General features: G+C 65.0%; 21 protein-coding genes and 1 pseudogene. 11 read left to right on the top strand and 11 right to left on the bottom strand.

The window, feature by feature from the left end; all coding sequences use genetic code 11:
* Positions 1–36: 36 nt before the first annotated feature.
* Together ACTJKF_RS10925 and ACTJKF_RS10920 are read left to right on the top strand one after the other, a co-directional pair.
* Positions 37–1,302, top strand: coding sequence for an acyl-CoA dehydrogenase family protein (locus ACTJKF_RS10925; protein ID WP_440623548.1), 1,266 nt, complete (start codon positions 37–39; stop codon positions 1,300–1,302).
* Positions 1,299–2,699, top strand: coding sequence for an LLM class flavin-dependent oxidoreductase (locus ACTJKF_RS10920; RefSeq protein ID WP_440623547.1), 1,401 nt, complete (start codon positions 1,299–1,301; stop codon positions 2,697–2,699). The genes ACTJKF_RS10925 and ACTJKF_RS10920 overlap by 4 nt, the downstream gene beginning before the upstream one ends.
* 115 nt (positions 2,700–2,814) lie before the next feature.
* Here ACTJKF_RS10920 and ACTJKF_RS10915 read toward each other — a convergent pair whose 3' ends face one another.
* Complete coding sequence (locus ACTJKF_RS10915) at positions 2,815–4,029, bottom strand: FAD-dependent monooxygenase (RefSeq protein ID WP_440623546.1); 1,215 nt, start codon at positions 4,027–4,029, stop codon at positions 2,815–2,817.
* Here ACTJKF_RS10915 and ACTJKF_RS10910 point away from each other — a divergent pair.
* The 3 genes from ACTJKF_RS10910 (at position 4,028) to ACTJKF_RS10900 (ending at position 6,036) form a co-directional block, all read left to right on the top strand.
* The gene (locus tag ACTJKF_RS10910; RefSeq protein WP_440623545.1) at positions 4,028–4,192 is read left to right on the top strand and encodes a hypothetical protein; all 165 of its coding nucleotides are present in this window, start codon (positions 4,028–4,030) and stop codon (positions 4,190–4,192) included. The genes ACTJKF_RS10915 and ACTJKF_RS10910 overlap by 2 nt on opposite strands.
* Positions 4,193–4,216: 24 nt before the next feature.
* A complete protein-coding gene (locus tag ACTJKF_RS10905) occupies positions 4,217–5,161 on the top strand; it encodes a LysR family transcriptional regulator (protein ID WP_440623544.1) in 945 nt (314 codons plus the stop codon).
* 116 nt (positions 5,162–5,277) lie between these two features.
* A complete protein-coding gene (locus ACTJKF_RS10900) occupies positions 5,278–6,036 on the top strand; it encodes an SDR family oxidoreductase (RefSeq protein WP_440623543.1) in 759 nt (252 codons plus the stop codon).
* Between the two features lie 18 nt (positions 6,037–6,054).
* On the opposite strand, the gene ACTJKF_RS10895 is transcribed toward ACTJKF_RS10900, so the two are convergent.
* The 6 genes and pseudogenes from ACTJKF_RS10895 to ACTJKF_RS10870 all read right to left on the bottom strand — a co-directional run bounded on the left by ACTJKF_RS10895 (position 6,055) and on the right by ACTJKF_RS10870 (position 12,106).
* The gene (locus ACTJKF_RS10895; RefSeq protein ID WP_440623610.1) at positions 6,055–6,387 is read right to left on the bottom strand and encodes a cupin domain-containing protein; all 333 of its coding nucleotides are present in this window, start codon (positions 6,385–6,387) and stop codon (positions 6,055–6,057) included.
* A 479-nt stretch (positions 6,388–6,866) separates the two neighbouring features.
* Entirely contained in the window at positions 6,867–8,345 is a 1,479-nt protein-coding gene (locus ACTJKF_RS10890) for a sensor domain-containing diguanylate cyclase (RefSeq protein WP_440623542.1), read from the bottom strand.
* A gap of 114 nt (positions 8,346–8,459) precedes the next feature.
* A pseudogene (locus tag ACTJKF_RS10885) lies at positions 8,460–8,570 on the bottom strand (porin); the annotation flags it as partial.
* The gene (locus ACTJKF_RS10880; RefSeq protein WP_440623612.1) at positions 8,558–8,731 is read right to left on the bottom strand and encodes a hypothetical protein; all 174 of its coding nucleotides are present in this window, start codon (positions 8,729–8,731) and stop codon (positions 8,558–8,560) included. The gene ACTJKF_RS10880 and the pseudogene ACTJKF_RS10885, both read right to left, overlap by 13 nt.
* 100 nt (positions 8,732–8,831) lie before the next feature.
* Entirely contained in the window at positions 8,832–10,277 is a 1,446-nt protein-coding gene (locus ACTJKF_RS10875; RefSeq protein WP_440623541.1) for an APC family permease, read from the bottom strand.
* A 32-nt stretch (positions 10,278–10,309) separates the two neighbouring features.
* The gene (locus ACTJKF_RS10870; protein ID WP_440623540.1) at positions 10,310–12,106 is read right to left on the bottom strand and encodes a carboxylesterase/lipase family protein; all 1,797 of its coding nucleotides are present in this window, start codon (positions 12,104–12,106) and stop codon (positions 10,310–10,312) included.
* Between ACTJKF_RS10870 and ACTJKF_RS10865 the strand changes: the two genes are divergently transcribed.
* Positions 12,039–12,578 (top strand): TetR/AcrR family transcriptional regulator, encoded by a 540-nt coding sequence (locus tag ACTJKF_RS10865; RefSeq protein WP_440623539.1) that lies wholly within the window; start codon positions 12,039–12,041, stop codon positions 12,576–12,578. The genes ACTJKF_RS10870 and ACTJKF_RS10865 overlap by 68 nt on opposite strands.
* Before the next feature lie 109 nt (positions 12,579–12,687).
* Here the strand turns inward: ACTJKF_RS10865 and ACTJKF_RS10860 are convergent, their stop codons facing one another.
* Together ACTJKF_RS10860 and ACTJKF_RS10855 are read right to left on the bottom strand one after the other, a co-directional pair.
* Entirely contained in the window at positions 12,688–13,782 is a 1,095-nt protein-coding gene (locus ACTJKF_RS10860; RefSeq protein WP_440623538.1) for a potassium channel family protein, read from the bottom strand.
* 87 nt (positions 13,783–13,869) lie between these two features.
* Positions 13,870–15,204, bottom strand: coding sequence for an NAD(P)/FAD-dependent oxidoreductase (locus ACTJKF_RS10855; RefSeq protein WP_440623537.1), 1,335 nt, complete (start codon positions 15,202–15,204; stop codon positions 13,870–13,872).
* A gap of 106 nt (positions 15,205–15,310) precedes the next feature.
* Here ACTJKF_RS10855 and ACTJKF_RS10850 point away from each other — a divergent pair, with 106 nt between their 5' ends.
* A complete protein-coding gene (locus tag ACTJKF_RS10850) occupies positions 15,311–15,745 on the top strand; it encodes a hypothetical protein (RefSeq protein ID WP_440623536.1) in 435 nt (144 codons plus the stop codon).
* Between the two features lie 156 nt (positions 15,746–15,901).
* Here the strand turns inward: ACTJKF_RS10850 and ACTJKF_RS10845 are convergent, their stop codons facing one another.
* Positions 15,902–16,186 carry a hypothetical protein gene (locus ACTJKF_RS10845; protein ID WP_440623535.1) on the bottom strand — a complete coding sequence of 95 codons (285 nt, stop codon included), beginning with the start codon at positions 16,184–16,186 and terminating at the stop codon, positions 15,902–15,904.
* A 255-nt stretch (positions 16,187–16,441) separates the two neighbouring features.
* On the bottom strand, positions 16,442–16,651 hold the full coding sequence (locus ACTJKF_RS10840; RefSeq protein WP_440623534.1) for a hypothetical protein: 210 nt from the start codon (positions 16,649–16,651) through the stop codon (positions 16,442–16,444).
* 529 nt (positions 16,652–17,180) lie between these two features.
* On the opposite strand from ACTJKF_RS10840, the gene ACTJKF_RS10835 reads away from it, so the two are divergent.
* The 4 genes from ACTJKF_RS10835 to ACTJKF_RS10820 all read left to right on the top strand — a co-directional run bounded on the left by ACTJKF_RS10835 (position 17,181) and on the right by ACTJKF_RS10820 (position 21,634).
* Positions 17,181–18,035, top strand: coding sequence for a helix-turn-helix domain-containing protein (locus tag ACTJKF_RS10835; protein ID WP_440623533.1), 855 nt, complete (start codon positions 17,181–17,183; stop codon positions 18,033–18,035).
* Between the two features lie 121 nt (positions 18,036–18,156).
* Positions 18,157–19,824: an ATP-binding domain-containing protein gene (locus tag ACTJKF_RS10830; RefSeq protein ID WP_440623532.1), complete on the top strand. Its 1,668-nt coding sequence runs from the start codon at positions 18,157–18,159 to the stop codon at positions 19,822–19,824.
* Between the two features lie 191 nt (positions 19,825–20,015).
* Positions 20,016–21,185 (top strand): DUF6402 family protein, encoded by a 1,170-nt coding sequence (locus ACTJKF_RS10825; protein ID WP_440623531.1) that lies wholly within the window; start codon positions 20,016–20,018, stop codon positions 21,183–21,185.
* Between the two features lie 53 nt (positions 21,186–21,238).
* Positions 21,239–21,634 (top strand): hypothetical protein, encoded by a 396-nt coding sequence (locus ACTJKF_RS10820; protein ID WP_440623530.1) that lies wholly within the window; start codon positions 21,239–21,241, stop codon positions 21,632–21,634.
* Positions 21,635–21,783: the final 149 nt, after the last annotated feature.

The following is a 21,783-nucleotide window of genomic DNA, read 5'->3' as shown; positions in this document are numbered from 1 at the left end:
CCGGTGCAAACGGCCCCGCCCTTCGAGGAACACCGCATGACTTCGTCGCACGCAGACATCGATCTCTCCACCGGCACCGACTACGACGCACTCGCGAGCCGGTTTCGCCCCCTCTTCGACCGGATCGCCGCCGGCACCGCCGAGCGCGAGCGCCGTCGCGAACTGCCGCACGAAGCCATCGGCTGGCTGAAGGCCGCCGGCTTCGGCGCGGTACGCCTGCCGGTGCGCGACGGCGGCGCCGGCGCGTCGCTGCCGCAACTGTTCCGGCTGCTGACCGAACTCGCCACCGCCGATTCCAATCTGCCGCAGGCGTTGCGCGGCCACTTCGCGTTCGTCGAAGACTGGCTGAACGCGCCGCCCGGGCCGCAGCGCACGACGTGGTTCGACCGCTTCGCGAGCGGCCAGCTCGTCGGCAATGCATGGTCGGAAGCCGGCGACGTCCCGCTCGGCCAGACCGTCACCCAGGTATCGGAACGCAACGGCCGGCTGGTGCTGAACGGCCGGAAGTTCTACAGCACGGGCAGCCTGTTCGCGGACTGGATCGACGTATTCGCGCAGCGCGAACACGACGGCAGCGACGTGATCGTCGCGATCGCCACCGTGCAGCCCGGCGTGATACTCGAGGACGACTGGGACGGCTTCGGCCAGCGCACGACCGGCAGCGGCACGACGCGCTTCGAGAATGCGGCGGTCGATGCCGCCAACGTGATCGATTTCGCGCGCCGCTTCAAATACCAGACCGCGTTCTACCAGCTGTTCCATGTCGCCACGCTGGCCGGCATCGGCCACGCGATCGTGCGCGATGCGGGCGAGCTCGTGCGCAGCCGCACGCGCGTGTACAGCCACGGCAACGCCGTGCGCGCCGGCGACGATGCGCAACTGCAGCAGGTGATCGGCGAAATCGCGTCGTGGGCCTACGCGGCCGATGCGCTCGCGCTGCGTGCCGCGCAACCGCTGCAACAGGCGTACCTCGCACGCTTCGGCCACGACGACGACGCCGAGCACGCCGCGAACGTCGCGGCCGAAATCGAATCCGCGCAGAGCCAGCTCGTCGTGTCGGAACTCGTGCTGCGCGCGGCGACGCGCCTGTTCGACGCGCTCGGCGCGTCCGCGACGCGCAGCACGGCCGCGCTCGATCGTCACTGGCGCAACGCGCGCACGGTGTCGTCGCACAATCCGCTCGTCTACAAGGCGCGGATCGTCGGCGACTGGATCATCAACGGGCGCACGCCACCGTTCGTCTGGCGCGTCGGCAGCGGTGCCAGCGCGGAAGCCGGCACGGCAACGGAGGCCGCGCGATGAGCAAGACCATCCGCTTCAACGCGTTCGAGATGAACTGCGTCGGCCATCAGTCGCCGGGGCTGTGGGCGCATCCGCGCGACCGGTCGTGGCAGTACAAGGATCTCGACTACTGGACCGATCTCGCCCGTGTGCTCGAGCGCGGGATCTTCGACGCGATCTTCATCGCGGACGTGATCGGCTACTACGACGTCTACCAGGGCAGCAACTACCACGCGCTGCACCAGGCCGCGCAGATCCCGGTCAACGATCCGCTGCAGCTTGCCGCGCCGATCGCGATGGCGACCGAGCATCTCGGCATCGGCATCACCGCGTCGACGACGTTCGAGCATCCGTACACGTTCGCGCGCCGGCTGTCGACGGCCGACCATCACACGAAGGGCCGGCTCGCGTGGAATATCGTCACGTCGTACCTGGAAAGCGGCGCGAAGAACGTCGGCGACCACGGGTTGCGCACGCACGACGACCGCTATGCGGTCGCGGCCGAGTACGTCGAGGTGCTGTACAAGCTGTTCGAGGGAAGCTGGGAAGACGGCGCGGTCGTGCGCGATCGCGAGGGTCGCGTGTTCACGCATCCGGAGAAGGTGCACGAGATCGGCCACAAGGGGCGCTTCTTCGACGTGCCCGGCTATCACCTGTGCGAGCCGTCGCCGCAGCGCACGCCGGTGCTGTTCCAGGCCGGCGCGTCCGGCCCCGGCAAGGCATTCGCCGCACGGCACGCCGAATGCGTGTTCGTCGCCGCGCCAACCCGCTCACAGCTCGCCCGCCATGTCGCCGACGTGCGCGCGCAGGCTGCGGCCGCCGGCCGCGACCCGCACGACGTGCTGATCTACAACCTGGTCACGGTGATCGTCGACGAGACCGACGAGAAGGCGCAGGCGAAGTTCGACGAGTATCGCCGCTATGAGTCGTACGACGGCTCGCTCGTGTTCATGTCCGGCTGGACCGGCATCGACTTCGGCCAGTACGCGCCGACCGATCCCGTCAGGCGCGTCGAGACGAATGCGATCGTGTCGGCCGTCGAGCATCTGGCGGGCGGCGATACCGCGTGGACCATCGAGGAGCTGGCCGCGTGGGGCGGCATCGGCGGGATGGGGCCGGTGTTCGTCGGCTCCGCGCAGACCGTCGCGGACATCCTGCAGGAATGGGTCGCCGCGACCGACGTCGACGGCTTCAACCTCGCGTATGCGGTTGCGCACGAAACCTTCGAGGACATCGTGCGCCATCTCGTGCCGGAGTTGCAGCGGCGCGGCGTCTATCCGACCGGATACGCACCGGGCACGCTGCGGGAAAAGCTGTTCGGCGGCTCGGCGACGTTGCCGGACGCGCATCCGGCCGCACGGTTTCGCGACATCGAGCAGGTCAAGCGCGCTGCCGAACAGGTGGCCGACTACGCGTGACGGTCATGCGCCGGCCGGCTCGCGTGCGGGCCGGCCGGCATCCCCGGCGGGCGACTGCGGGCCCGCCGCGCCGGTCATCCGGCACACGATGACTGACGGCAGCACCGCCCGCGCGTCAAAGCCATGTCCCGCCCTGCCGCTCGTTCGGTTCATCGGCAAGCGCGTCGAAATCGTGAATCCAGTCCAGGTGATGCAGCACGCTGTCGCGCTCGCCCAGACGCGCATTGCGCGCCTGCGCGGCCGGCCCGTCGGGCAGGTGCAGCACGTCGGCCGCGGAGATCGACGCGTACTGCACCTTGCGCGTGCGGCCGCGCCGCAGCCGCTCGTACGCTTCCTGCGCTTCGCGCCAGTTGCCCGGCCCGGCCTTCGCCAGTTGCGCCGCCAACACCACGGCATCCTCGATCGACTGATTCGCGCCCTGCCCGTGATGCGGCACCAGCGCATGCGCGGCATCGCCGATCAGCGTCACGCGCCCGCGGCTCCAGCGACCGAGCGGCGGCCGGTGAAACAGCCCCCAGCGCTGGCTGACCGGCACCGCGGTGATCATCTGCACCACTGCCGGATGCCAGTCCCCGAACAGCCGCAGCTGCTCGCCCTCTTGCGCCGGCATCACCCAGTCGCGCGACGGCCACGGCGACGGATGGCGCTCGACCAGCAGGAAGTTCTGGTCGCCGCGCTCGCCGATCGGATAGTGCAGCAGATGGCCGTGCGGCCCGACCCAGAACTGAATGGTCTCGGGATCGGGCAGCAGGTCCATCCGCTCGGCCGGCACCACGCCGCGAAAGCCCGAACAACCCGAATACAGCACGTCGTCGTAGCCGAGCATCCAGCGCCGCGTGATCGAACGTGCGCCATCCGCGCCGATCACGAGATCCGCTTCGACGCGTTCGCCGTTGGCGAACGACAGCGTCACACGGTCCGGATGCTGTACGAGATCGACGAGCCGATGGCCGAGATGAATCCGCCCGGCGCCGACCGCCTTCGACAGGATCGCCTGCAGGTCCGCGCGGTGCACGCCCCAATACGAGCCGCCGAACTGACGGCGATAGTCGGGCTCGCCGCGATGGTGGCCGATCACCGCGCCGCTGCGCCCGTCGCGATAGACGAGGCCCGGAATCTCCGCGCAGACCGCGTCGAAAGCCGGACGTAATCCCATTCGTTCGTAGAAGCGCGTCGCGTTGGCCGACAACGCGACAGCCGCGCCGACCTCGCGCAGCACGTCGGTCTGCTCGTACAGCTGCGCGTCGATGCCCTGCTCGCGCAAGGCGAGCGCCAGTGTCAGGCCGCCGATGCCGGCACCGACGATCGCGATCCTCGGATTCTTCTGCATGATGAACGTGTCTCCGCTATTGATTCAGATGGTGATGGGGCGAGGCCGCGGCGCGCGTAGCCTGTCCGGCGCGCCTGTCGAATGCCGGCGCCGTATCGATATTGTCGGCAGCGCACCTTCATCCCACAATAAAATGCAGGGAATCTGCTTCATCACCGAATGAAATAATTGGAGACGCCCCACCCTCATGGAACTGAGCGAGATCGACCTCAACCTGCTGTTGCTGTTCCAGCGGCTGATGCAGGAGCGGCGCGTGTCGAGCGTCGCCGAACAGATGAACATGAGCCAGCCGGGCGTCAGCAATGCGCTCGCGAAACTGCGCCGCCGGCTCGGCGATCCGCTGTTCGTGCGCGGGCCCGGCGGCGTGGTCCCGACGCCGTTCGCGTTGCGGCTGGCCGAGCCGGTTGCGCACGCGCTGTCGACGCTGCATGCCGCGCTCAATCCCGAGACCGGTTTCGATCCGCTGCACGCGTCGCGCACGATGACGATCGGGATGACCGATATCGGCGAAGTCGTGTTCCTGCCCGCGTTGCTCGAACACCTGTCGCGCGCGGCGCCGGGCATCGCGCTCAACACAGTGCGCAACACGAGCGTCAATCTCGGCGACGAGATGGCCGACGGCCGCGTCGATCTCGCGATCGGATTGCTGCCGCAACTGCAGGGCGGGTTCTATCAGCGGCGGCTGTTCGATCAGCGGTATGTGTGCCTGTTCCGGCGCGGCCATCCGCTCGAAGACGCGCCGCTGACCGTCGACGCCTGGCGGGACGCCGAGCATCTGGTCGTCGTGTCGGCCGGCACCGGTCACGGCCAAGTCGACGAATGGCTGAAGCGGCGCCGCGTCAAGCGCCGCGTGCGGCTGACGGTGCCGCATTTCATGAGTGTCGGGTACATCCTGCAGCGCACCGATCTGATCGCGACCGTACCGGAACATCTTGCGTTGCAGCTCGCCGCACCGTTTTCGCTGGGCTGGCGGGCGTTGCCCGTCACGCTGCCGGGCGCGCCGATTCACATGCTGTGGCATACGCGCGTGAATCAGGACGAAGGCAACCGGTGGTTGCGGGATGTCGTGGTCAACCTGTTCGCGGAAGGCGAGGCACGCGCACGGAAGGCCGCGCCGGCGCGCAAGAAATAACCGCTCACGCAGCGAAACCCGGCGTGCGCGGTAGGATGTCGCTTCGCTCCACGCACGGCGAGTCCGTCGAGCACTCGCCGCCGCTTTCCTTCCCCCAACCCGCAGGGAATCAAGCCATGTCTGTCTCGCAGAAATTCGCCGCCGTCACGGGCGCCGGATCCGGCATCGGTCGCGCCGCGGCGATCGCACTCGCGAACGCCGGATTTACCGTCGCGCTGATCGGTCGCAAGGAAGCCGCGTTGCTCGAAACGAAGGAAGCGATCGTCGCCGCCCACGGCGATGCGCACGCGTTCCCGGCCGACGTCACCGACGAAGCGTCGGTCGAACACGCGTTCGATCAGATCGCGCAGCAGTTCGGGCGGCTCGACGTACTCTTCAACAATGCGGGCCGCAATGCGCCTGCCGTTCCGCTCCACGAATACGACTTCGGCGTGTGGAACGACGTCGTCGCGACGAACCTGACGGGCGTCTTTCTGTGCGCGCGCGCCGCGTGGCGCCTGATGAAGGCGCAAACGCCGCAGGGTGGCCGGATCATCAACAACGGCTCGATCTCCGCCTATACGCCGCGCCCGAACACGATCGCGTACACGGCCACCAAGCATGCGGTGGCCGGCATCACCAAGTCGCTCGCCCTCGACGGCCGCGCGTACAACATCGCGTGCAGCCAGATCGACATCGGCAACGCGGCGACGTCGCTCACCGACCGGATGACGGAAGGCGTGCTGCAGGCCGACGGACGCATGGCGCCCGAGGCGCGGATGGACGTCACGCATGTCGCGAACGCGGTCGTTCAGATGGCGAACCTGCCGCTGGATACGAACATCCTGAACATGACGATCATGGCGACGACCATGCCGTTCGTGGGGCGCGGATAAACCGGCGCCCCGCGCGATTCAGCGTTCGTGATAGATCGCGAGCCAGACACTCGGCTCGTCGGGATGCGTCCACGCGACGCGATGCCGGCAATGCGGTTCGATCAGGACGTAGTCGCCGGGGCGCATGTCGTGCAGCACCGCATCCGCTTCGAACTCGAGCACCGCGGCCCCCGACAGCAGCGCGACCCATTCGGCGCGCGGATCGTCATACCAGAACCCGTCGGGACTCGTGTGCCCCATCGACACGATCCGCTCGACGTTCAGGCGCGATCCCGCGACGAGCAGGTCGACTCGCTCGTCGCTGTCGCGCGCTTGCTCGATGCTGAACAGGTTGCCGGTTTGAAGTTGCATGGTTCGACCTCGCATCGGCCTTCACGTGAAGGCGGTTGACGTCCACTGTAGCGCGGCGGGCGTCGTTGCGGCGAACTTGTTTTGCGGTCCCGGCAAGACCGACGATTACGCGGCCGCCTCGTCGTCGATATCGCGCCGTGGCCGACGGAGCTGTCCGTCGTATTGATCAGGCGCGCCACGTCGCTCGCGGAGCGGATGGGCGCGGAAACCGGCGTGATAGCGGCATTCAGATCGATCGAACTCATCGCATTCCCTGGTTTCGCCGGAAGCCCGGCGCTAGCCTTCTGGTTCTGGAAGCAACGATTCTGTTCTTGCGATCCGGCTATCCCAACCGATATAAATCGATAAATTATTCGGTGTACGTCATAACGTTTCCGGTCGCGCGCCTGGCAGCGACGCGCATCCGCAATCGCGGCGGAGGTGGCGGCAGACTCGCCGCGCGGCTCACGTTACCGCGAGATCGCGTGTCGTGTTCCGGGTCACGTCGTCGCCTGAAAGGAGGCAACCTTGTTCCGGCCGGTCGCCTTCGCGTGGTACAGCGCCTCGTCGGCCGCCTTGATCACGATACCGGCCTCTTCATCGCCCTCCGGCGTCCAGCTCGCGAGGCCGATACTGGCGGTGACGTGCCCATATTCGCTGCCGGCATGCTCGAGCGCCAGTTGATCGATCGCCGCGCGAATGCGCTCGGCGATCTGGGCAGCGCCCGTCTGCGGTGTATCGGGAAGCAGCACGACGAATTCCTCCCCGCCGTAGCGGGCCGCGGTATCGACCGGCCGGCGGATGTTGTCGCCGATGCAGCGCGCAACCGCCGCGAGCGCGTCGTCGCCCGCCTGGTGGCCGTAGGTATCGTTATAGGCCTTGAAGCGATCGACATCGACGAACAACAGCGAGAACACCGATCGCGCCCGCCGCGCACGACGCCATTCGCGATCCAGCACTTCCCCGAAGCTGCGGCGATTGTTCAGGCCCGTGAGGCCGTCGGTGCGTGCGAGCAGCACGAGCTCCGACTCGGCGCGCATCCGGTGCCGCAGCTGTGCGCCGAGCATGATCGATACCGCGATGAACGCGGCGCCGAACGTCGCCACCAGCGCGCCGATCGTCATGGCCCGGTGCCGCCACGCCGCATAGATGTCCTGCTCCGCCTCCGCGACCATGATGATCAACGGCAGCTTCGGCAGGTGCCTGAAGTAATAGAGACGGCGCACCCCGTCGAGCGACGCGGTTTCCGAGAACACGCCCTCCCGTTCGGACTGGAACCGCCTGAAGGTCGCGGCCTGGCTGATGTCGCGACCGACGGTATGGACGTCGTACGGCTGACGCATCACCATCACGCCGTCGCTGCCGATCAGCGAGATCGAACCATGTTGCCCGAGCGACAGGCCGGCGAACAGCTGGTGGAAATACTCGAGGTTGACCGCAATGAGCACGATGCCGGCAAACGAGCCGTCGGGGTTCGAGATTCGCCGGGTCAGCCCGATGCTGAGCGAGCCGCCGCGCAGGCGCGACGGGTAGGGATCACTGACAAAGAGCCCGGCATCGGGATTGTCACGATGGACGGTGAAGTACTTGCGGTCGGCGAAATTGCCGTGGCGCGGCACGTCGTTGGCCGAATCCAGGACGATGTTGCCGGCGGCATCGAGTACCAGCACCGAGCCGAGAAATTCCGCCGTCATCGCATTGTCGAACAGCACGGCACGCCGCAGGCTCGCGGGCGCATTCATCACGTCGGGGCGCTTGAGACCCTCGATGACCGCCTGCAGCGACAGGTCGTAGAGTTCGAAGTTGCGCTGGATGTCGCGCTCGGCGATCAGGCCGAGATTGCGGGAGGTTTCGCTCGCCCGCTCGAGCGCGTCGTTGCGGCTCTGGAACAGCTGCAGCACGCACAGGCCCATGAGGGCGCAGGCGACCACGATGCCGATCACGACGATGGTTTGGGGTGCCGCCGACCTGGATTGCATGTGTCTCCTCGGTGACCAGGCTTGTGCGCAGGCGCGCAGCGCGATTCCCTCATACTAAATAACGGGAGGTGGCATATCAAGCGGGGGATGCCCCGGGCAGGATGCAATCGACTGGAACGCAGGCCGCGTCCCGACGCGCACGTCGGCTTGCGTGGTGGACGAGGAAGGTGTGAAGCTGTAGCCGACTACAGCATCGACACCTGACGAGGCACTCAGATAATCCCCGACTTGATCGCATTCGCAACGTGATCGCCCTCCATGCGAGCGAAATCGCCCATGCCGATCGCATATCCGCCGCCCCACGACGGAATGTCGCGCGGGCAAACGAGCTCGTTGGTCAGGTCCGCCGGGTTGCCGAACGTCAGCGCGCCCTGCTCGCTTTTCAACTCCCCCCAAGCCCGTCAGCCTCGTCAGCTTCCGACGCCCTCTATTCGTCCGTATACCTAATTATTTGAGTCTCTCGTATGTAGAAAATGTCCCGCATGGTCAGCTATCGCTCAGGAATCGCCCGAGCTGCGTATAGACCGTCGGCCGAGCGTGCCGCAACCATGCTGCGAATAGTGCGCCGGCGACGGCAATCGCCGGTGTCGTCCACGGCAGGATCGACACGACGACCGAAGACGTTCCGGCCATCAGCGAGACGTTGCCGATCATCGCGTACAGGAAGTAGCTGAATCCCGCAAAACTGATGGCGGGGAACACGGCCCATCGAACGAATCGCGTGTCACGCTTGCTGCGGGTAGCGAAGAACCGGATGACCGCCAGGGCAGTCAGCGCCTGCACGCATACGATGCCGATCGCGGACGGAATGCTGAGATACGGCGCGATCACCATGACCGGGTCGACGCGATAGGCGGCAAACAGGACAATCAGCACGATCATGATCGCTGACTGCATGTTCGCGGCCCGGATCGGGAGCCCCTTCTTCACGCTCAACTGCGCGAGCCACCCGAACGCAATGCCGTCGCGGCCGAGTGAATACCAGTAGCGCACGGTCGCGTTGTTGAAGCTGATGATCGCGGCAAGCATGCTGGTGATCAGCAGCGCATTGGTGACGACCACCATGTGCTTGCCGAGCACCCGCTCCGTCACCGCGAACCACAGATCCGCCGGGGACTTCACCGCCAGGGCAACGACCTCGGCGTAACCGAACGCGTTGGACATCTGCACCGTCGACACCACGTAGATCGCCATGATGACCGCGACGCTGACGTACGTGGCAACCGGAATCGAGCGGCTCGGGTTCCTGACGTCGTTCGCGTAGATCACCGTCGTCTCGAAACCCATGTAGGCCACGACCACGAACACGAGCGACGTACCGAATTTCCCGGTGAAGACATTCGCCGGATGCAACGGTGCGAGGCTGAAGTGCTCCACGCCGCCCGCCGTGGCCGCCACCTTGATGTTGAAGGCGACGATCAACCCGATCTCGACGATCATCAGCAGGAACAGCACCGCGCCGTTGAACTGCACGTTGTTGATCGCGAACACGTGTACGACGACTGCCGCCGCAAGCGTGCTGAGCCACCACGGCACGGCCACGCCAACGAGGCTGCTGATGAAATAGCTGATATAGAAGCCGAGCAGCGCGTAGCATGCGAGCGTAATCACGAAATACGATGCGACGGCCATGAACGCGGCACCCACGCCCGCCGGCCGGCCGAGGCCCTGTCCGACGTACGCATAGAGCGCGCCTGCGTTGCGTACATGCCGGCTCATCGCCGTGAAACCGACCGCAAAGACCAGGTAGATCAGCCCGACGCACAAATAGGAGCCGGCGATGCCGATGCCGTTACCGTATGCGACGCCATACGGTACGCAGCCGATGAGGCTGGTGAGCGGCCCGTTGGTGGCAAGCACGAAAAATACGATGGCGATCCAGTTCAGAGGCCGCGAGGATGCGGTTGCAGGTGTGGTTGCTGACGTCTCCATGTTCGTTCCTTGTCGTTGATGAATGAAATGCGTCACGTGCCCGTGTGCCCGGCGAACAACGCCTGCCGGCGCTCGGCATCGGGATCCTGTTCGATGCGGCAGGTCCGGTCGAAAATCCGCGTCGAACGCACGTCCGGCGTGTAGCACGGCCAAGCCAGGGCGTCCCGCGTCGACGGATCGCCGTATCGGGCGAAGTCGGCCCATGCGCGCCGCATGCGTGCCGCCAGTCCGTACCGGTCGCCACGCGTGTCGCCCAGGTACCGGGTGTCAGGAAAATCGGCACTATCCCAAGCCGGCAGCGGGTAATCCAGCGTGCCGAATACGAACGGGATTTCGGCGCCGTGGATCGAGTAGCTGCCGCCGCAGCACGGGAATTCCCAGTCGAACCGATACATGAACGTGCTGGCCTGCCAACCGTTGCGCTCCGCCAGCGCCATCGCGGGCATCCAGAACATGACGTCGGTGAGGTCCTCGCCGACCGTGCCGGGCCGGATCGCATGAGTACGCCACGCGGCGGCGACGGCTGCCTTCGCGTCGTCCGGGCCGATGCTGAACGGCCTGAAACCGTTCTCGAGCGCACGGCAACGGTCGACCGAATCGAGCGTGCGGTGCGCCAGCAGGCGCGGCTCCAGGAAGTACGCCGCCTCGTGTCGCGTCGTACCGATCACCATCGGTATCGACGGCCGCCGGCTTCTCGATGCATCGATGACGACGCCATCGTCGACGGGCCAAAACGCGGTATAGCCGTAGCGATCGAACAGGCGCCGCGCGGCCGCGAGGATCCGCTCATCCGGAATCCCGTCGAGCGATCGCGCATCGGCGCCGAGCATCGCGAGAAACGCGTCGGCCCTGTCGCGCGCCTGCTCCCGCGACAGCGTCGTGACGAATGCGCCGCTCTGGATGATCGCCTTGTGATACAGGCCGTCGGCCGACGGCATCATCGTCAGCGCACAGATCTTCCCGCCGCCACCCGATTCGCCGAACAGCGTGACGTTGGCCGCGTCGCCGCCAAACGCGTCGATGTTCGCCGCGATCCATTCGAGCGCCAGCACGATGTCCTGCTGCCCCACGTTCACAGCATCCGAATCGCGGTCGTCCCGATCGAACAAGGTCAGGTAACCGAACGCATTGAGACGATGGTTGATCGACACGACCACCACCTGCTGCTCTTCGGCGAGCATGCGTCCGTCGTACAGCGGCAGGTTTGCCGAGCCCGACAGATAGGCGCCTCCGTGCAGCCACACCATCACCGGCAAACGATCGCCTCGCGCCGCCGATGACGGCATCCAGACGTTGAGGTTCAGGCAGTTCGACGAATGACCGCCATCGAACTGCCATGCCGGCAAGTCGTCATTGAACTGCCGACACGCGTCGCCATAGGTGCGGCAATCGCGGACGCCGTCCCACGCCGGTGCAGGCAAGGGCGGCCTGAAACGCAGATCGCCGCCCGCCTCCATTCCGTAAGGAATGCCAAGAAATCGAATGCCGCGATGCGTGCAGATGCCGCGGACACTCCCTCGCGCGAGCCGCACTATGCCGTCGCGGCGTTCGGTGCATGCGTCGATCGCGGGGAGACTCGTGTATTCGTTCATCGTTCTGTCGATACCGGGAAGATGAGGCTCAGGTTTGATGGATGTATACCGTCCAGCCGGTACAGTACCGAGTTCAAAAAAAATCTCAAAGGGAATTTGTATAATGCACCGTCCAGCCGGTACGGTCCGTTTCAGTGCATTACCCCTTAATTTCCCCAATCGAGAGAACATGGATAACGAAATAAGCGAAACAAAGAGGAAAATTTTCCTCGCCGCGCGAAAAATCCTGCAAGACAAAGGGATCCTGGGATTAACCCTTGCCGAGGCCGCAGCGGTTGCGGGTGTCAGCAAAGGTGGGCTGCTCTACCATTTCTCGAACAAGTCCGAGCTTCTGGCCGGGCTGCTGCACTTCGAAGCCACCACCTTCGAGCAAGCGGTGACCGAAGCCGCCCAGGCCGACGGTCAGCCCGGCGCATGGACGCGCGCGTACATCATCGCGAGTTCCGAACAGGCGCTGCAGGGCAGAAGCCTGTCGGCCGTGATCGGGAGCCTGCTCCTGGAGCCGGGCCTGCTGCCCGTCTATGCGACGCACGCCGCCCGCTGGGCGGAATTGCTGAGCCGCGACTCATTGCCCGAACGCACGGCCCATATCATCCGCTTTGCGGTGGAAGGCCTGTGGTTCGACGAGGTGTGCGGACTGCGCCCGCTCGACGCGGCGCAGCGCGAGGCATTCATCGACTCGCTGCTTGCCATGACGCGTACGGCATGAATTCGGGGAACCCCTTCGGGTTCGACCAGATCTCGTGGCGCACGTGCCGTGGCAGATGGACGGCGGCATGCCGTTTGACCCATGCCGGATCGTCTGAAACGCGCGGCGTTCACACATCCGGATCCGGAATCCGCGCCGACTGAATCACCACCAGCGTGTCCCCCGCCTCGATCCGGCACGGCGGATCCTCGTAAAACGAATGGATCTTCCCGCAACGATCGAGCCCGACCACGATCGCGCCCGGCACGACGTTCGTCATGCAGCCGATCTCGTGCGGCAATGCCTCGCGCTCGAGCAGCGTCGCGCGGCCACGCGTCGACAGCATGTCGTTCACGAACGGCACGATGTAGCGGCTATGCACCGCATCCGCGAGCAGCAGCGCGCCGATCTTCGTCGACGACACGATCACGTCCGCGCCGGCCTGTCGCAATTGCCGCTGATACAGGTTCTCCTGGATCCGCACGACGATCTTGGTCTCCGGCGCGATGCTGCGCACCGACAAGGTCAGCAGGATCGCGGTCGGATCGTCGGTCACCGAAATGATCACGGCCTTCGCCGCACGCACCTGCGCCTGCTGCAGCAGGTCTTCATGCGCGGGATCGCCGAGCAGCCCCGCCACGCCGAGCGATGTCGCGGCCTCGAGCGCCTGCTGCTGCGCATCGATCACGATGATCGTCGACGGATCGACGCCGCTCTCGAGCAGCTCGCGCACGGCGATCGACCCGGACAGGCCATAGCCGCACACGACGATGTGATCGGACAGTTGCTTCTGCAGGCGTTTCATGCGGAATTCCTCGATGACGCGCTGGATCACGAACTGATACGCCGTGCCCAGGAAGATGAACCAGATGCCAATGCGGATCGGCACGATGAAGAATGCATCGATCAGACGCGCGCGCGCGGTGACCGGCACGATGTCGCCATAGCCGACCGTCGCGACCGTGACCATCGTGAAGTACACGAGATCGGCGACATTCATCGGCGTGCTCTTGGTCGAATCGCGCAGGCCGTCGCGATCGAGATACAGCACGAGAAACGCGAGCATGCACAGCAGCACGACCGCGCCGAGGCGGAACAGCAGCGTGCGCCGCGGCGACGTCGCGGGACGCGTGAACAGCGTGCGAGCACGCGGCGCCTGCCACGGATCGCGGGCACGACGCAGGCGTGAGCGCAACGAACGGCGCTGGGCGGAAGGCGAGGCCAACGGGGATTCTCCTGAAGGATGCGGGCTCGATTCTACGACGGGAGGACGCGGGCCCTCCGCTACCGGCCCTCCGCCATCGGCCCTCCGCTACAGCATGCTGCGCGGCCGGACCATCGTCCCGTCGACGAAACGCTGCGAGCGGAACGCCGACAGGTCGAGCGACGGCACGCCCGTATCGACCCATTCGGCCAGCAGCCGGCCCACGATCGGCCCCATCGCGAAGCCGTGCCCGCAGAACCCGGTCGCGATCGCGAGCCCGGACGGCGTGCCGGGCGCATCGATCACCGGGATCCCGTCGGGCAGCACGTCGATCAGGCCGGCCCATGCCTCGACGATCTGCGCGTCCTTCAGCGCGGGAAAGATCGCCTTGAGCTTCGCGAGCGCGCGCGGCGCATGCGCGCGATTCGGCTGCGGCTGCGGATCGCGCGGCTCGAGCGGCCCGGTTGCGCCGCCGATGCGCGCGCGGACATCGCGCCACGCCGCCGCGTTCAGATGCAGCCGGAATTTCTCGCGCTGCGACCAGAACTCCGGCCAGAACAGGCTCAGGCCGCGCAGATGGCCGAGCGTCAGGTCGACGTCGACCTGCATGTCGTCGGCGAGATTGATCGCGCCGTTCGTGCGTTGCCGGATGCCAAGGCCGTGCCCCCAGATCGTCGCCGCGGACACGTCGGGCAGCACGTTGGTGCGCATGCAGGTGCCGCGCACGGCCTGCTGCGGCAACCGGATGCCGACGCCGTCGAGCAGCCGGAAGCTGGTCGCGCCGGCCGCGCAGATCACGCGCCGCGTGCGGATCGTGCCGCGCTCGGTCACGACGCCGACGACCGCGCCGCCGGCCGCCTCGATCGCGGTCACGCCGCAGCCTTCGAAGAAACGCGCGCCGGCTTCGGTCGCGCGCGCCGCGAACGCGGCGGCCACACGGCGCGGCTCGGCCTGCCCGTCGGTCGCGGTATACAGCCCGCCGAGCGTGCGCGCTTGCGTCGACAAACCGCGCACGCGTTCGTCGATCTCCGCACGCGTGAGCGTGCGCGTGTCGAGCCCGTGTTCGCGGGCGACGGCGAGCCACGCGTGGAACGACGCCCAGTCGTCGTCGTTGTCGGCCATGTAGAGACAGCCGCCCTGCCGCCATTCGAGATCGAAGCCGAGCGCCTGCTCGAGTCCTTCCCAGATCCGCATGCCGGCCATCATCAGCGGCACTTCGGCGGATTCGCGGCCCTGTTGCCGCACGAAGCCCCACGCGCGTGTCGATTGCTGGCCTGCGATGCGCGACTTGTCGAGCACGACGGCTTTCAGCCCGCGCAAGCCGAGGTAATACGCAGCCGCGCAGCCCATGATGCCGGCGCCGGCGATCACGACGTCGGCTTCGGCCGGGAACGCCGTGTCGGCGCGCGTCAATGTGTGATGCAACGGATAGGTCGTCGTCATTGTTCCCTGATCACCCCGGCCTCGCGGCCGTCCCCATTTTTTGCCTTGACGGCGCCATGTTACCGCGCGAAATACTGCACATCCGTACAGCATTTTCGCAGTAGCAATGATCCCCCCCCCATTCGATCCCCCGAAGCTGAACGAACTCACCGAATGGTGGACGAATTGCACTTATGCGGACGTCCAGCGCCTGATCCTGGAAGTGCAGCATCTGCGCCTGACGCGGTGGGAACTGAAGGCTCGCGTCGCGAACGCATCGCACCGGATTCGCGTGCTCGATCCGGGTATGCTCGCGCATGGCTCCGCGCCTCGGCGGCTCGGCTACCTGCTCGAGAAGGAAATCGAGCGCGCGAATCCGATCGGGCGTTCGCTCGACGTTTATGCGCCGTTCTCGGAAGAATGGCGGGACGGGCGCGCAAGGCACTGCGCTGCGCGTTGCGCGCACGGCCCGAACCGGCCGAAGCAGGCACGCTCCCGCACGCGATTCCGGACTTCCCGCGCATCAACTGGGCCGAGCTTCGCGATCGCTGGCGTCACCTGAGCGACAAGTCATCGGGCCGGCAAAATCTCGAGCAACGGATGGTGCTCCATGGGTCAGCATTTCTGAAGAGATAGGACCGCGCGTCCATCGCGACCCGAGGGCGTGATCGAAAGCCGGAATGCACGGTTCGCACCGGACGATCCCGGTGCACCGGTATCAAGATGCGCGAGGTGAATAGCGCGCGGGTGCGGGGGCCGCGCGGTTGAACGGCTGAAGCCGCGCCAGTTGCTCGATCGACATCGCGACGACTTCGAGTACATGCCGGGCGATTTCGTCGTCGTCCATCCCGGCGCTGACGTACTGTTCGATGCTCATCGTGCGGGGCGGATGGCTGCCCGCGTCGTGGTCGACGATGTCAATCCTGGCGGTACCGCGCTCCGGCGACAACACGACCTGGACAGTTTTACCGAGAACGACGGTCTGCATGCACAAGGTGGCCATTCGCAGTCTCCAATTGTGTTGCTTTCAATCGAGCATCGAACGATACCTCACAACGTAGCGCGTTAATCTACCGACTTCCCCGGATATTCATCACCATCAGGAATCAATCTCGCACCGATCGTGCAGCGCTTTTCGCGGGTTGCCCGCAGATCGTCGCGGGCTCCTGCACGGCATCCTTGTCCGGCACGGCGATCGGGCGTGTCGCGTTGAACGGGGCGCCCGTCTTGCACGGGCAAACGATGCGCGATGGACGCGCTACGCGTAGCGGCTCAACCACTCTTCGGAGAATTTTTTCGCGTAGGCAACGGCCTCGGCTTCGGTATCGAATTCGCCCAGCCTGCGGAATGCCGCCTCGCGGCTGAAACCCAGTTTCGTGACCTCGACCTGGGCGGCGTACTTGCCGTCCTCCGTCACGCGCGGTTCGCAGTTCATCTCGTACCCACGCATCACAAATTTCTTCTGCATCGCTTCAACGTTTTTTTTGAGACGGGGAATCGTAGCATGGGGCTCCGCCGCCTCCTTGCACCGATCAGAAATGTATCCACATCGGTTTCATTAGAGGCAACCCTCGACCGGTCCGCGTATAAGATGCGGCTGCGCCCGGCCGGCGCGCGGCGTCATGCAAGAATTTGTCGCCGGCGAAGCGGCACAATGCCGCGGCCGGGGCCAACGACGCGCCCTGCGCTGGTGCATTTCGCCGTCAATGCGGGGGGATTACCTGTCGCCGCGCGAGGAATCGGCGCGACACCTCGCGATCCGCGCCTGACGGTTTCGAACAGGCCAGCGGCGTCCGGCGCACGAATGCGTCGCGAGTGTAACGTCATGACACACCTTTCACAGAAACGCACCTTTCGCGACATGGAATGACACTCGTTTTGCGGTAAAGTTATCTTTTCCGCGCGTGGCCGGTCGGCTCGCCACTGGACGTCGTCAAGACTGTCCGCCGAGACTGCCGCAAGGCGTCGTTCTGAACGTCACGATCCGTTCCCGTCGCATGACCACTGAAGCAATCACCACGGATTCCCTCGCGGTTGCCGAGCGCGTGCGCGAGCTGATGAGCCGCAACGGCATCGGCAAGCGCCAGCAGACCACCGAGCTGTGCCGCATCCTCGACCTGAGCTTTTCGCAGGGTCACCGCAAACTGCGGGGCAGCAGCCCCTGGACGCTCGCGCAGATCAAGAAAGTCGCCGAAGCGTACGGCGAGCCCGCCGCTCAACTGTTCGGCGCGCAGACGCTCGACCCCGGCATGGTCGGCGCCTGTTCCCAGGAGGCCGTCCTGTATGCCGGCGTCGCCGAAATGCCGTGCACCGCATGGATCGGCGCGCCGCTCGAGGCCGGCGCGCGCCCCGAGTTCGTCGCGTACGAACAGAACGGCCGCTGGCGCGTGCTGCGCCACTCGGGCGTGCTGTATCAAAACGCGTACGACGTGCACAAGATCGAGATCTATCCGCGCCGCGCGGAGAGCGACAAGCTCGTCGTCGCGGTGATCGATCCCGATCGCGTCAGCGCGACCGAGCTGTGCCGCTATCTCGAACAGCAGGGTTTCGCGACCGCCGCGTTCGACGGCCTCGCGCCGTTCGTCGACGCGCTGCAGGGCCAGGCGTTCGACGCGGTCGTCACCGAATGGCTGTTCGACGACAGCACGGCCGCCACCGCGATCAAGGCGGTGCGCACGTCCGACAATCCGGGCGCGCCGATCTTCGTGCTGACGGGCGACCTCCTCACCGGCCGCGCGAGCGAAGCGGACATCAGCGAAGTGATTCGCGCATTCGACGTCGTCTGCTACGAAAAACCCGCGCGCATGGCGATCCTCAGCGCCGATCTCGCGAAACGGCTCGCACGCGGGTAAGTCTCGCCCGCCGGCATCCGCCTTGCGGATGGCCAATGTCCGCGTTGCACGGCGGTCGTGAACAGGTTCCTCAGTACAATAGCCGCACCCTGTTCACGACCGGCATCCGCCGCCCGACTTCATGGCCCGCCTGATTCCCGACGACTGGAAAAGCCTCGCCGCCACCGGCGCGGCCGAACGCGAACGCGAAACGCTCGCCGCCCTCGAACACGCGCTGCCGGACAGCTACACCGTCTATCACGGCGTGCACTGGACGCGCGCCGACCAGGGCTTCTCGGTGTTCGGCGAAGCGGCGTTCGTCGTCGTGAGCGCGGCCGGTCGCGTGCTGCTGATCGAGCAGAAGGCCGGCTTCCTGCGCGAAACGCCGAAGGGGCTCGTGAAGGTCTACCTGCAGAAGGAGCGCAACGTTCCGATCCAGCTCGCGCGCACGCAGGAGACGCTGCACCGGCGCCTGACCGCCGCGCTCGGCGCGGGCGTCTACGGCGTCGAAGCACTGCTGTACTGCCCCGACTACGCGATCCGTGAAACGGCGATCGCCGGCGTCGCGGCCGAGCGCATCGTTGATGCGTCGCGCAAGGCGCAGCTCGCGCAGGTGATCCGGCAGATCCTGCCCGAGCACGACGAACCGTTGCCGAACGCAGCCAAGCTGCATCATTTCCTCGCGGACGAGCTGGCGCTCACGCCCGACACGAGCGCGCTCGTCGGGCAGGCCGGCACGCTCGTCACGCGGCTGTCGGGCGGGCTCGCCGCGTGGGCGCGCCAGCTCGAGTTCACGCCGTTTCGCTTGCGCGTGACGGGCACCGCGGGGTCGGGCAAGACGCAGCTCGCGATGCAGGCGATGCGCGATGCGGTCGCGGCCGGCAAGCGCGTGCTCTACGTGTGTTTCAACCGGCCGCTCGCCGACTACATCGCGCGCATCGCGCCGCCCGGCGCGAAAATCGCGAACTACCACCAGCTGTGCGACTGGGTCGCCCGCGATGGCGGCTATACGCCCGATTTCGACGTGCCCGGCGCGTTCGAGCAGCTCGAGGCGCGCTTCGCGGAAGCACCGGTGCCCGAGCGCTGGCGCTTCGATGTCCTGATCGTCGACGAGGGCCAGGATTTCCACGCGTCGTGGGCGGCCGCACTGGAGCGCCTGCTGGCGCCGGACGGCGCATGGTGGTGGCTGGAGGATCCGCTGCAGAACCTCTATCTGCGCGAGCCCGTCGCGCTGCCCGGCTGGGTCACGCTGAAGGCGCTGACGAACTATCGCAGCCCGCGCGACCTGCTCGAATACGTGCGCGACGTCGTCGGCCGCGTCGAGCCGCTCGCCGCCGAACTGCGCTCGGGCAGCCCGTTCGACGGGTCTGATCCGTCGGTATCGTCATACGGGGAACACGGCGCATCGGGCGATGCGCTCGCCGAAGCCTGCATCGACGCGACCAAGCGCGCGATCACGCACGCGCTGTCGCTCGGCTTCCGCAAGCAGGACATCGCGGTGCTGTCCTATCGCGGCCGCGAAAGCTCGGCGCTTGCGCGGCTCGACCAGCTCGGCCCGCACCGGGTCAAGCGCTTCACCGGCAAGTACGACCTGTTCGGCAACCCCGAATATCGCGAAGGCGACGTGCTGCTCGATTCGATCTACCGCTTCAAGGGGCAATCCGCACCGTGCGTGATCCTCACCGAGATCGACTTCGACACGCTCGATGCGCGCGCGGCCCGCAAGCTGTTCGTCGGGGCCACGCGCGCGACGATGAAGCTGCTGCTCGTCGCGTCGTCGCGCGCGGCCGCGCAACTCACCGGCGGCTGATGCGGCCGCACGGGGCGCCACGCATGACGACGATCCCCATCACGATGCTGCTTGCGACAATTGGACACATTTCGTTCTGTCCAGCCCCCTTGTCCACTCGCGTTTCGTCCTGTTCCGGCAATACCTGATGGTTTATCCGCTTGTGGCCTGTCACTACGATGTCAGGCCATTCGTTGCAAGCGGAATATTCCATGGCCGACGTAAAAAGAGCGCCGTACTACAAGCCGCAAAAAGGATTGTGGGGACCAGAACTGAAGGAGTACAAGGGGCGCCAGGGATGCGTTCCCCTCGATACTCAAAAGAGCGTGTCGATCGACAGACCTGCCCCGGGGGAAAAGCCACCACCACCCGCTCGTCCCGACACGATTGCTCAAGTCCCGAAGTCGCCGGCGCAGCCGGCTGCACCTCAATCGCGGCCGAAAGCCGATCCTGCAACAACCAAAGTCCCGCCGGAGCAAGCTGAATCGGAAGTGTGCGAAAGCCCGCCGCCTTTCGACCTTCAGGACGTGCCAATTGCGATGGACAACCTGGGCTGGAAGGTTTCCGCCAGACTCGCGCGAATCTGGTTTGCGGGTTCGGCGCACACATACAATGACGACCCAACGTCACGCCAGCCATTGAATGACGACAGCATCACCTTCGACTGGACGTTGAAATTCGGCAGCATCCGAAGGAAATTCGAACGCTTCCTTGCGCACGGGATTTATAGCAAACGATCCGTAGAAACAGCAACAAACATCATCAAACCCGTCGTCAAAAACCTGTTTCTCGAAAGAAATCCAACGTTCAGCTTCAACACCTCACGACTCATCGGCGATTTGCTGAAATTCCATAACGATTGGCAGTTTCAACTTCCACCAATAAGCAACTGGGACACCCTGGAAAACTTCTCGCCAACGGATCTCACGGGAGCCCTGGCCAATTTCAACATCTACATCGCCATAGGAAATGTTGAAATATCGAACGAGAAATACTTCAAATACGATAAACCAGGCAACTTCTATTGCATCAATGCCACTGGAAAAATCACGCACATCTATGCTTACGTGAAAGACAGCTACTCATTCAACGGGAAACAGTATTTGGGACACTGGAACAAGTTCGGAGTAGTCATTGCGCCAGGTTCGCTACTCACGAGCTCCAGCTCGCCAAAGCGGGATTCCGATATCGACATTTGGGCGAAAAGCATCAACAAGCCCGTAGATACGCGAAAAAGCTTGCTTGGGAAATTCAGAAAATCCGACGTCTACTTTCCAGTCTACAACGCAGACTACGATCGCTGGAGAGAACGACATCAAAGGGGCAAGGACTTCATGACATATTCGAAGCCCGCCCACCTGAAACTGAAGAAACCGATTTAACTTGATCCTGGCGAGATATGCAGATTAGAGCCATCCGATACATTGGCTTAGCCATGATTTTCTATATCGGCGCCGGCTTGATCACTCACTTCAATCGCCCCATTTATGGACGCTGCGATTTCTACGATCGCCCGGAAACGCTAGACGGAGGCACCAAAATCATGAATGGAGTCTCATACCGATTCACGATGTGCGGCACTGGCGGAAATGATCAAGACGGCACGAACGACAAAATAGAGTTGCGAGTTTTCAGCGAAAAAGACGAACTCCTGGCGAGGCGATATTTTTCCGTAAACTGGTATCACGGAAAAAGTTTCCATCGACCCTTGAATTATGATGGCAACGTGGTTCGTTACATCGACTTGACCGATAAGTCGAACTACGACAAGTACCTGACAATTCCGCCGACCAAGTGGGACTGGCTTCGAGCCAGATTGCCTTTGTTTTGAGCGCGTCGAACTGAACGTACGTCAAGACGGACACTTGAAAAATACGGACATCGATCGGTCAGGGAAGCTCAACGGACGATGGCATCTTCCCGACCGAATCATCGGAACGACGTAACCACCTCCCCCGTGAAGCACGTCGCGGGCGGCAC

The organism is Burkholderia sp. 22313 (assembly GCF_052045245.1).
Classification (GTDB): Bacteria; Pseudomonadota; Gammaproteobacteria; order Burkholderiales; family Burkholderiaceae; genus Burkholderia.
This window is presented reverse-complemented; position numbering and strand designations above follow the sequence as displayed.

Excerpts from the sequence above, each read along its gene's own strand:
- ACTJKF_RS10925 (WP_440623548.1), top strand. The coding sequence starts at position 37 with ATGACTTCGTCGCACGCAGACATCGATCTCTCCACCGGCACCGACTAC.
- ACTJKF_RS10920 (WP_440623547.1), top strand. The coding sequence starts at position 1,299 with ATGAGCAAGACCATCCGCTTCAACGCGTTCGAGATGAACTGCGTCGGC.
- ACTJKF_RS10910 (WP_440623545.1), top strand. The coding sequence starts at position 4,028 with ATGATGAACGTGTCTCCGCTATTGATTCAGATGGTGATGGGGCGAGGC.
- ACTJKF_RS10915 (WP_440623546.1), bottom strand. The coding sequence starts at position 4,029 with ATGCAGAAGAATCCGAGGATCGCGATCGTCGGTGCCGGCATCGGCGGC.
- ACTJKF_RS10905 (WP_440623544.1), top strand. The coding sequence starts at position 4,217 with ATGGAACTGAGCGAGATCGACCTCAACCTGCTGTTGCTGTTCCAGCGG.
- ACTJKF_RS10900 (WP_440623543.1), top strand. The coding sequence starts at position 5,278 with ATGTCTGTCTCGCAGAAATTCGCCGCCGTCACGGGCGCCGGATCCGGC.
- ACTJKF_RS10895 (WP_440623610.1), bottom strand. The coding sequence starts at position 6,387 with ATGCAACTTCAAACCGGCAACCTGTTCAGCATCGAGCAAGCGCGCGAC.
- ACTJKF_RS10890 (WP_440623542.1), bottom strand. The coding sequence starts at position 8,345 with ATGCAATCCAGGTCGGCGGCACCCCAAACCATCGTCGTGATCGGCATC.
- ACTJKF_RS10875 (WP_440623541.1), bottom strand. The coding sequence starts at position 10,277 with ATGGAGACGTCAGCAACCACACCTGCAACCGCATCCTCGCGGCCTCTG.
- ACTJKF_RS10865 (WP_440623539.1), top strand. The coding sequence starts at position 12,039 with ATGGATAACGAAATAAGCGAAACAAAGAGGAAAATTTTCCTCGCCGCG.
- ACTJKF_RS10855 (WP_440623537.1), bottom strand. The coding sequence starts at position 15,204 with ATGACGACGACCTATCCGTTGCATCACACATTGACGCGCGCCGACACG.
- ACTJKF_RS10850 (WP_440623536.1), top strand. The coding sequence starts at position 15,311 with ATGATCCCCCCCCCATTCGATCCCCCGAAGCTGAACGAACTCACCGAA.
- ACTJKF_RS10845 (WP_440623535.1), bottom strand. The coding sequence starts at position 16,186 with ATGGCCACCTTGTGCATGCAGACCGTCGTTCTCGGTAAAACTGTCCAG.
- ACTJKF_RS10840 (WP_440623534.1), bottom strand. The coding sequence starts at position 16,651 with ATGCAGAAGAAATTTGTGATGCGTGGGTACGAGATGAACTGCGAACCG.
- ACTJKF_RS10835 (WP_440623533.1), top strand. The coding sequence starts at position 17,181 with ATGACCACTGAAGCAATCACCACGGATTCCCTCGCGGTTGCCGAGCGC.
- ACTJKF_RS10830 (WP_440623532.1), top strand. The coding sequence starts at position 18,157 with ATGGCCCGCCTGATTCCCGACGACTGGAAAAGCCTCGCCGCCACCGGC.
- ACTJKF_RS10825 (WP_440623531.1), top strand. The coding sequence starts at position 20,016 with ATGGCCGACGTAAAAAGAGCGCCGTACTACAAGCCGCAAAAAGGATTG.
- ACTJKF_RS10820 (WP_440623530.1), top strand. The coding sequence starts at position 21,239 with ATGATTTTCTATATCGGCGCCGGCTTGATCACTCACTTCAATCGCCCC.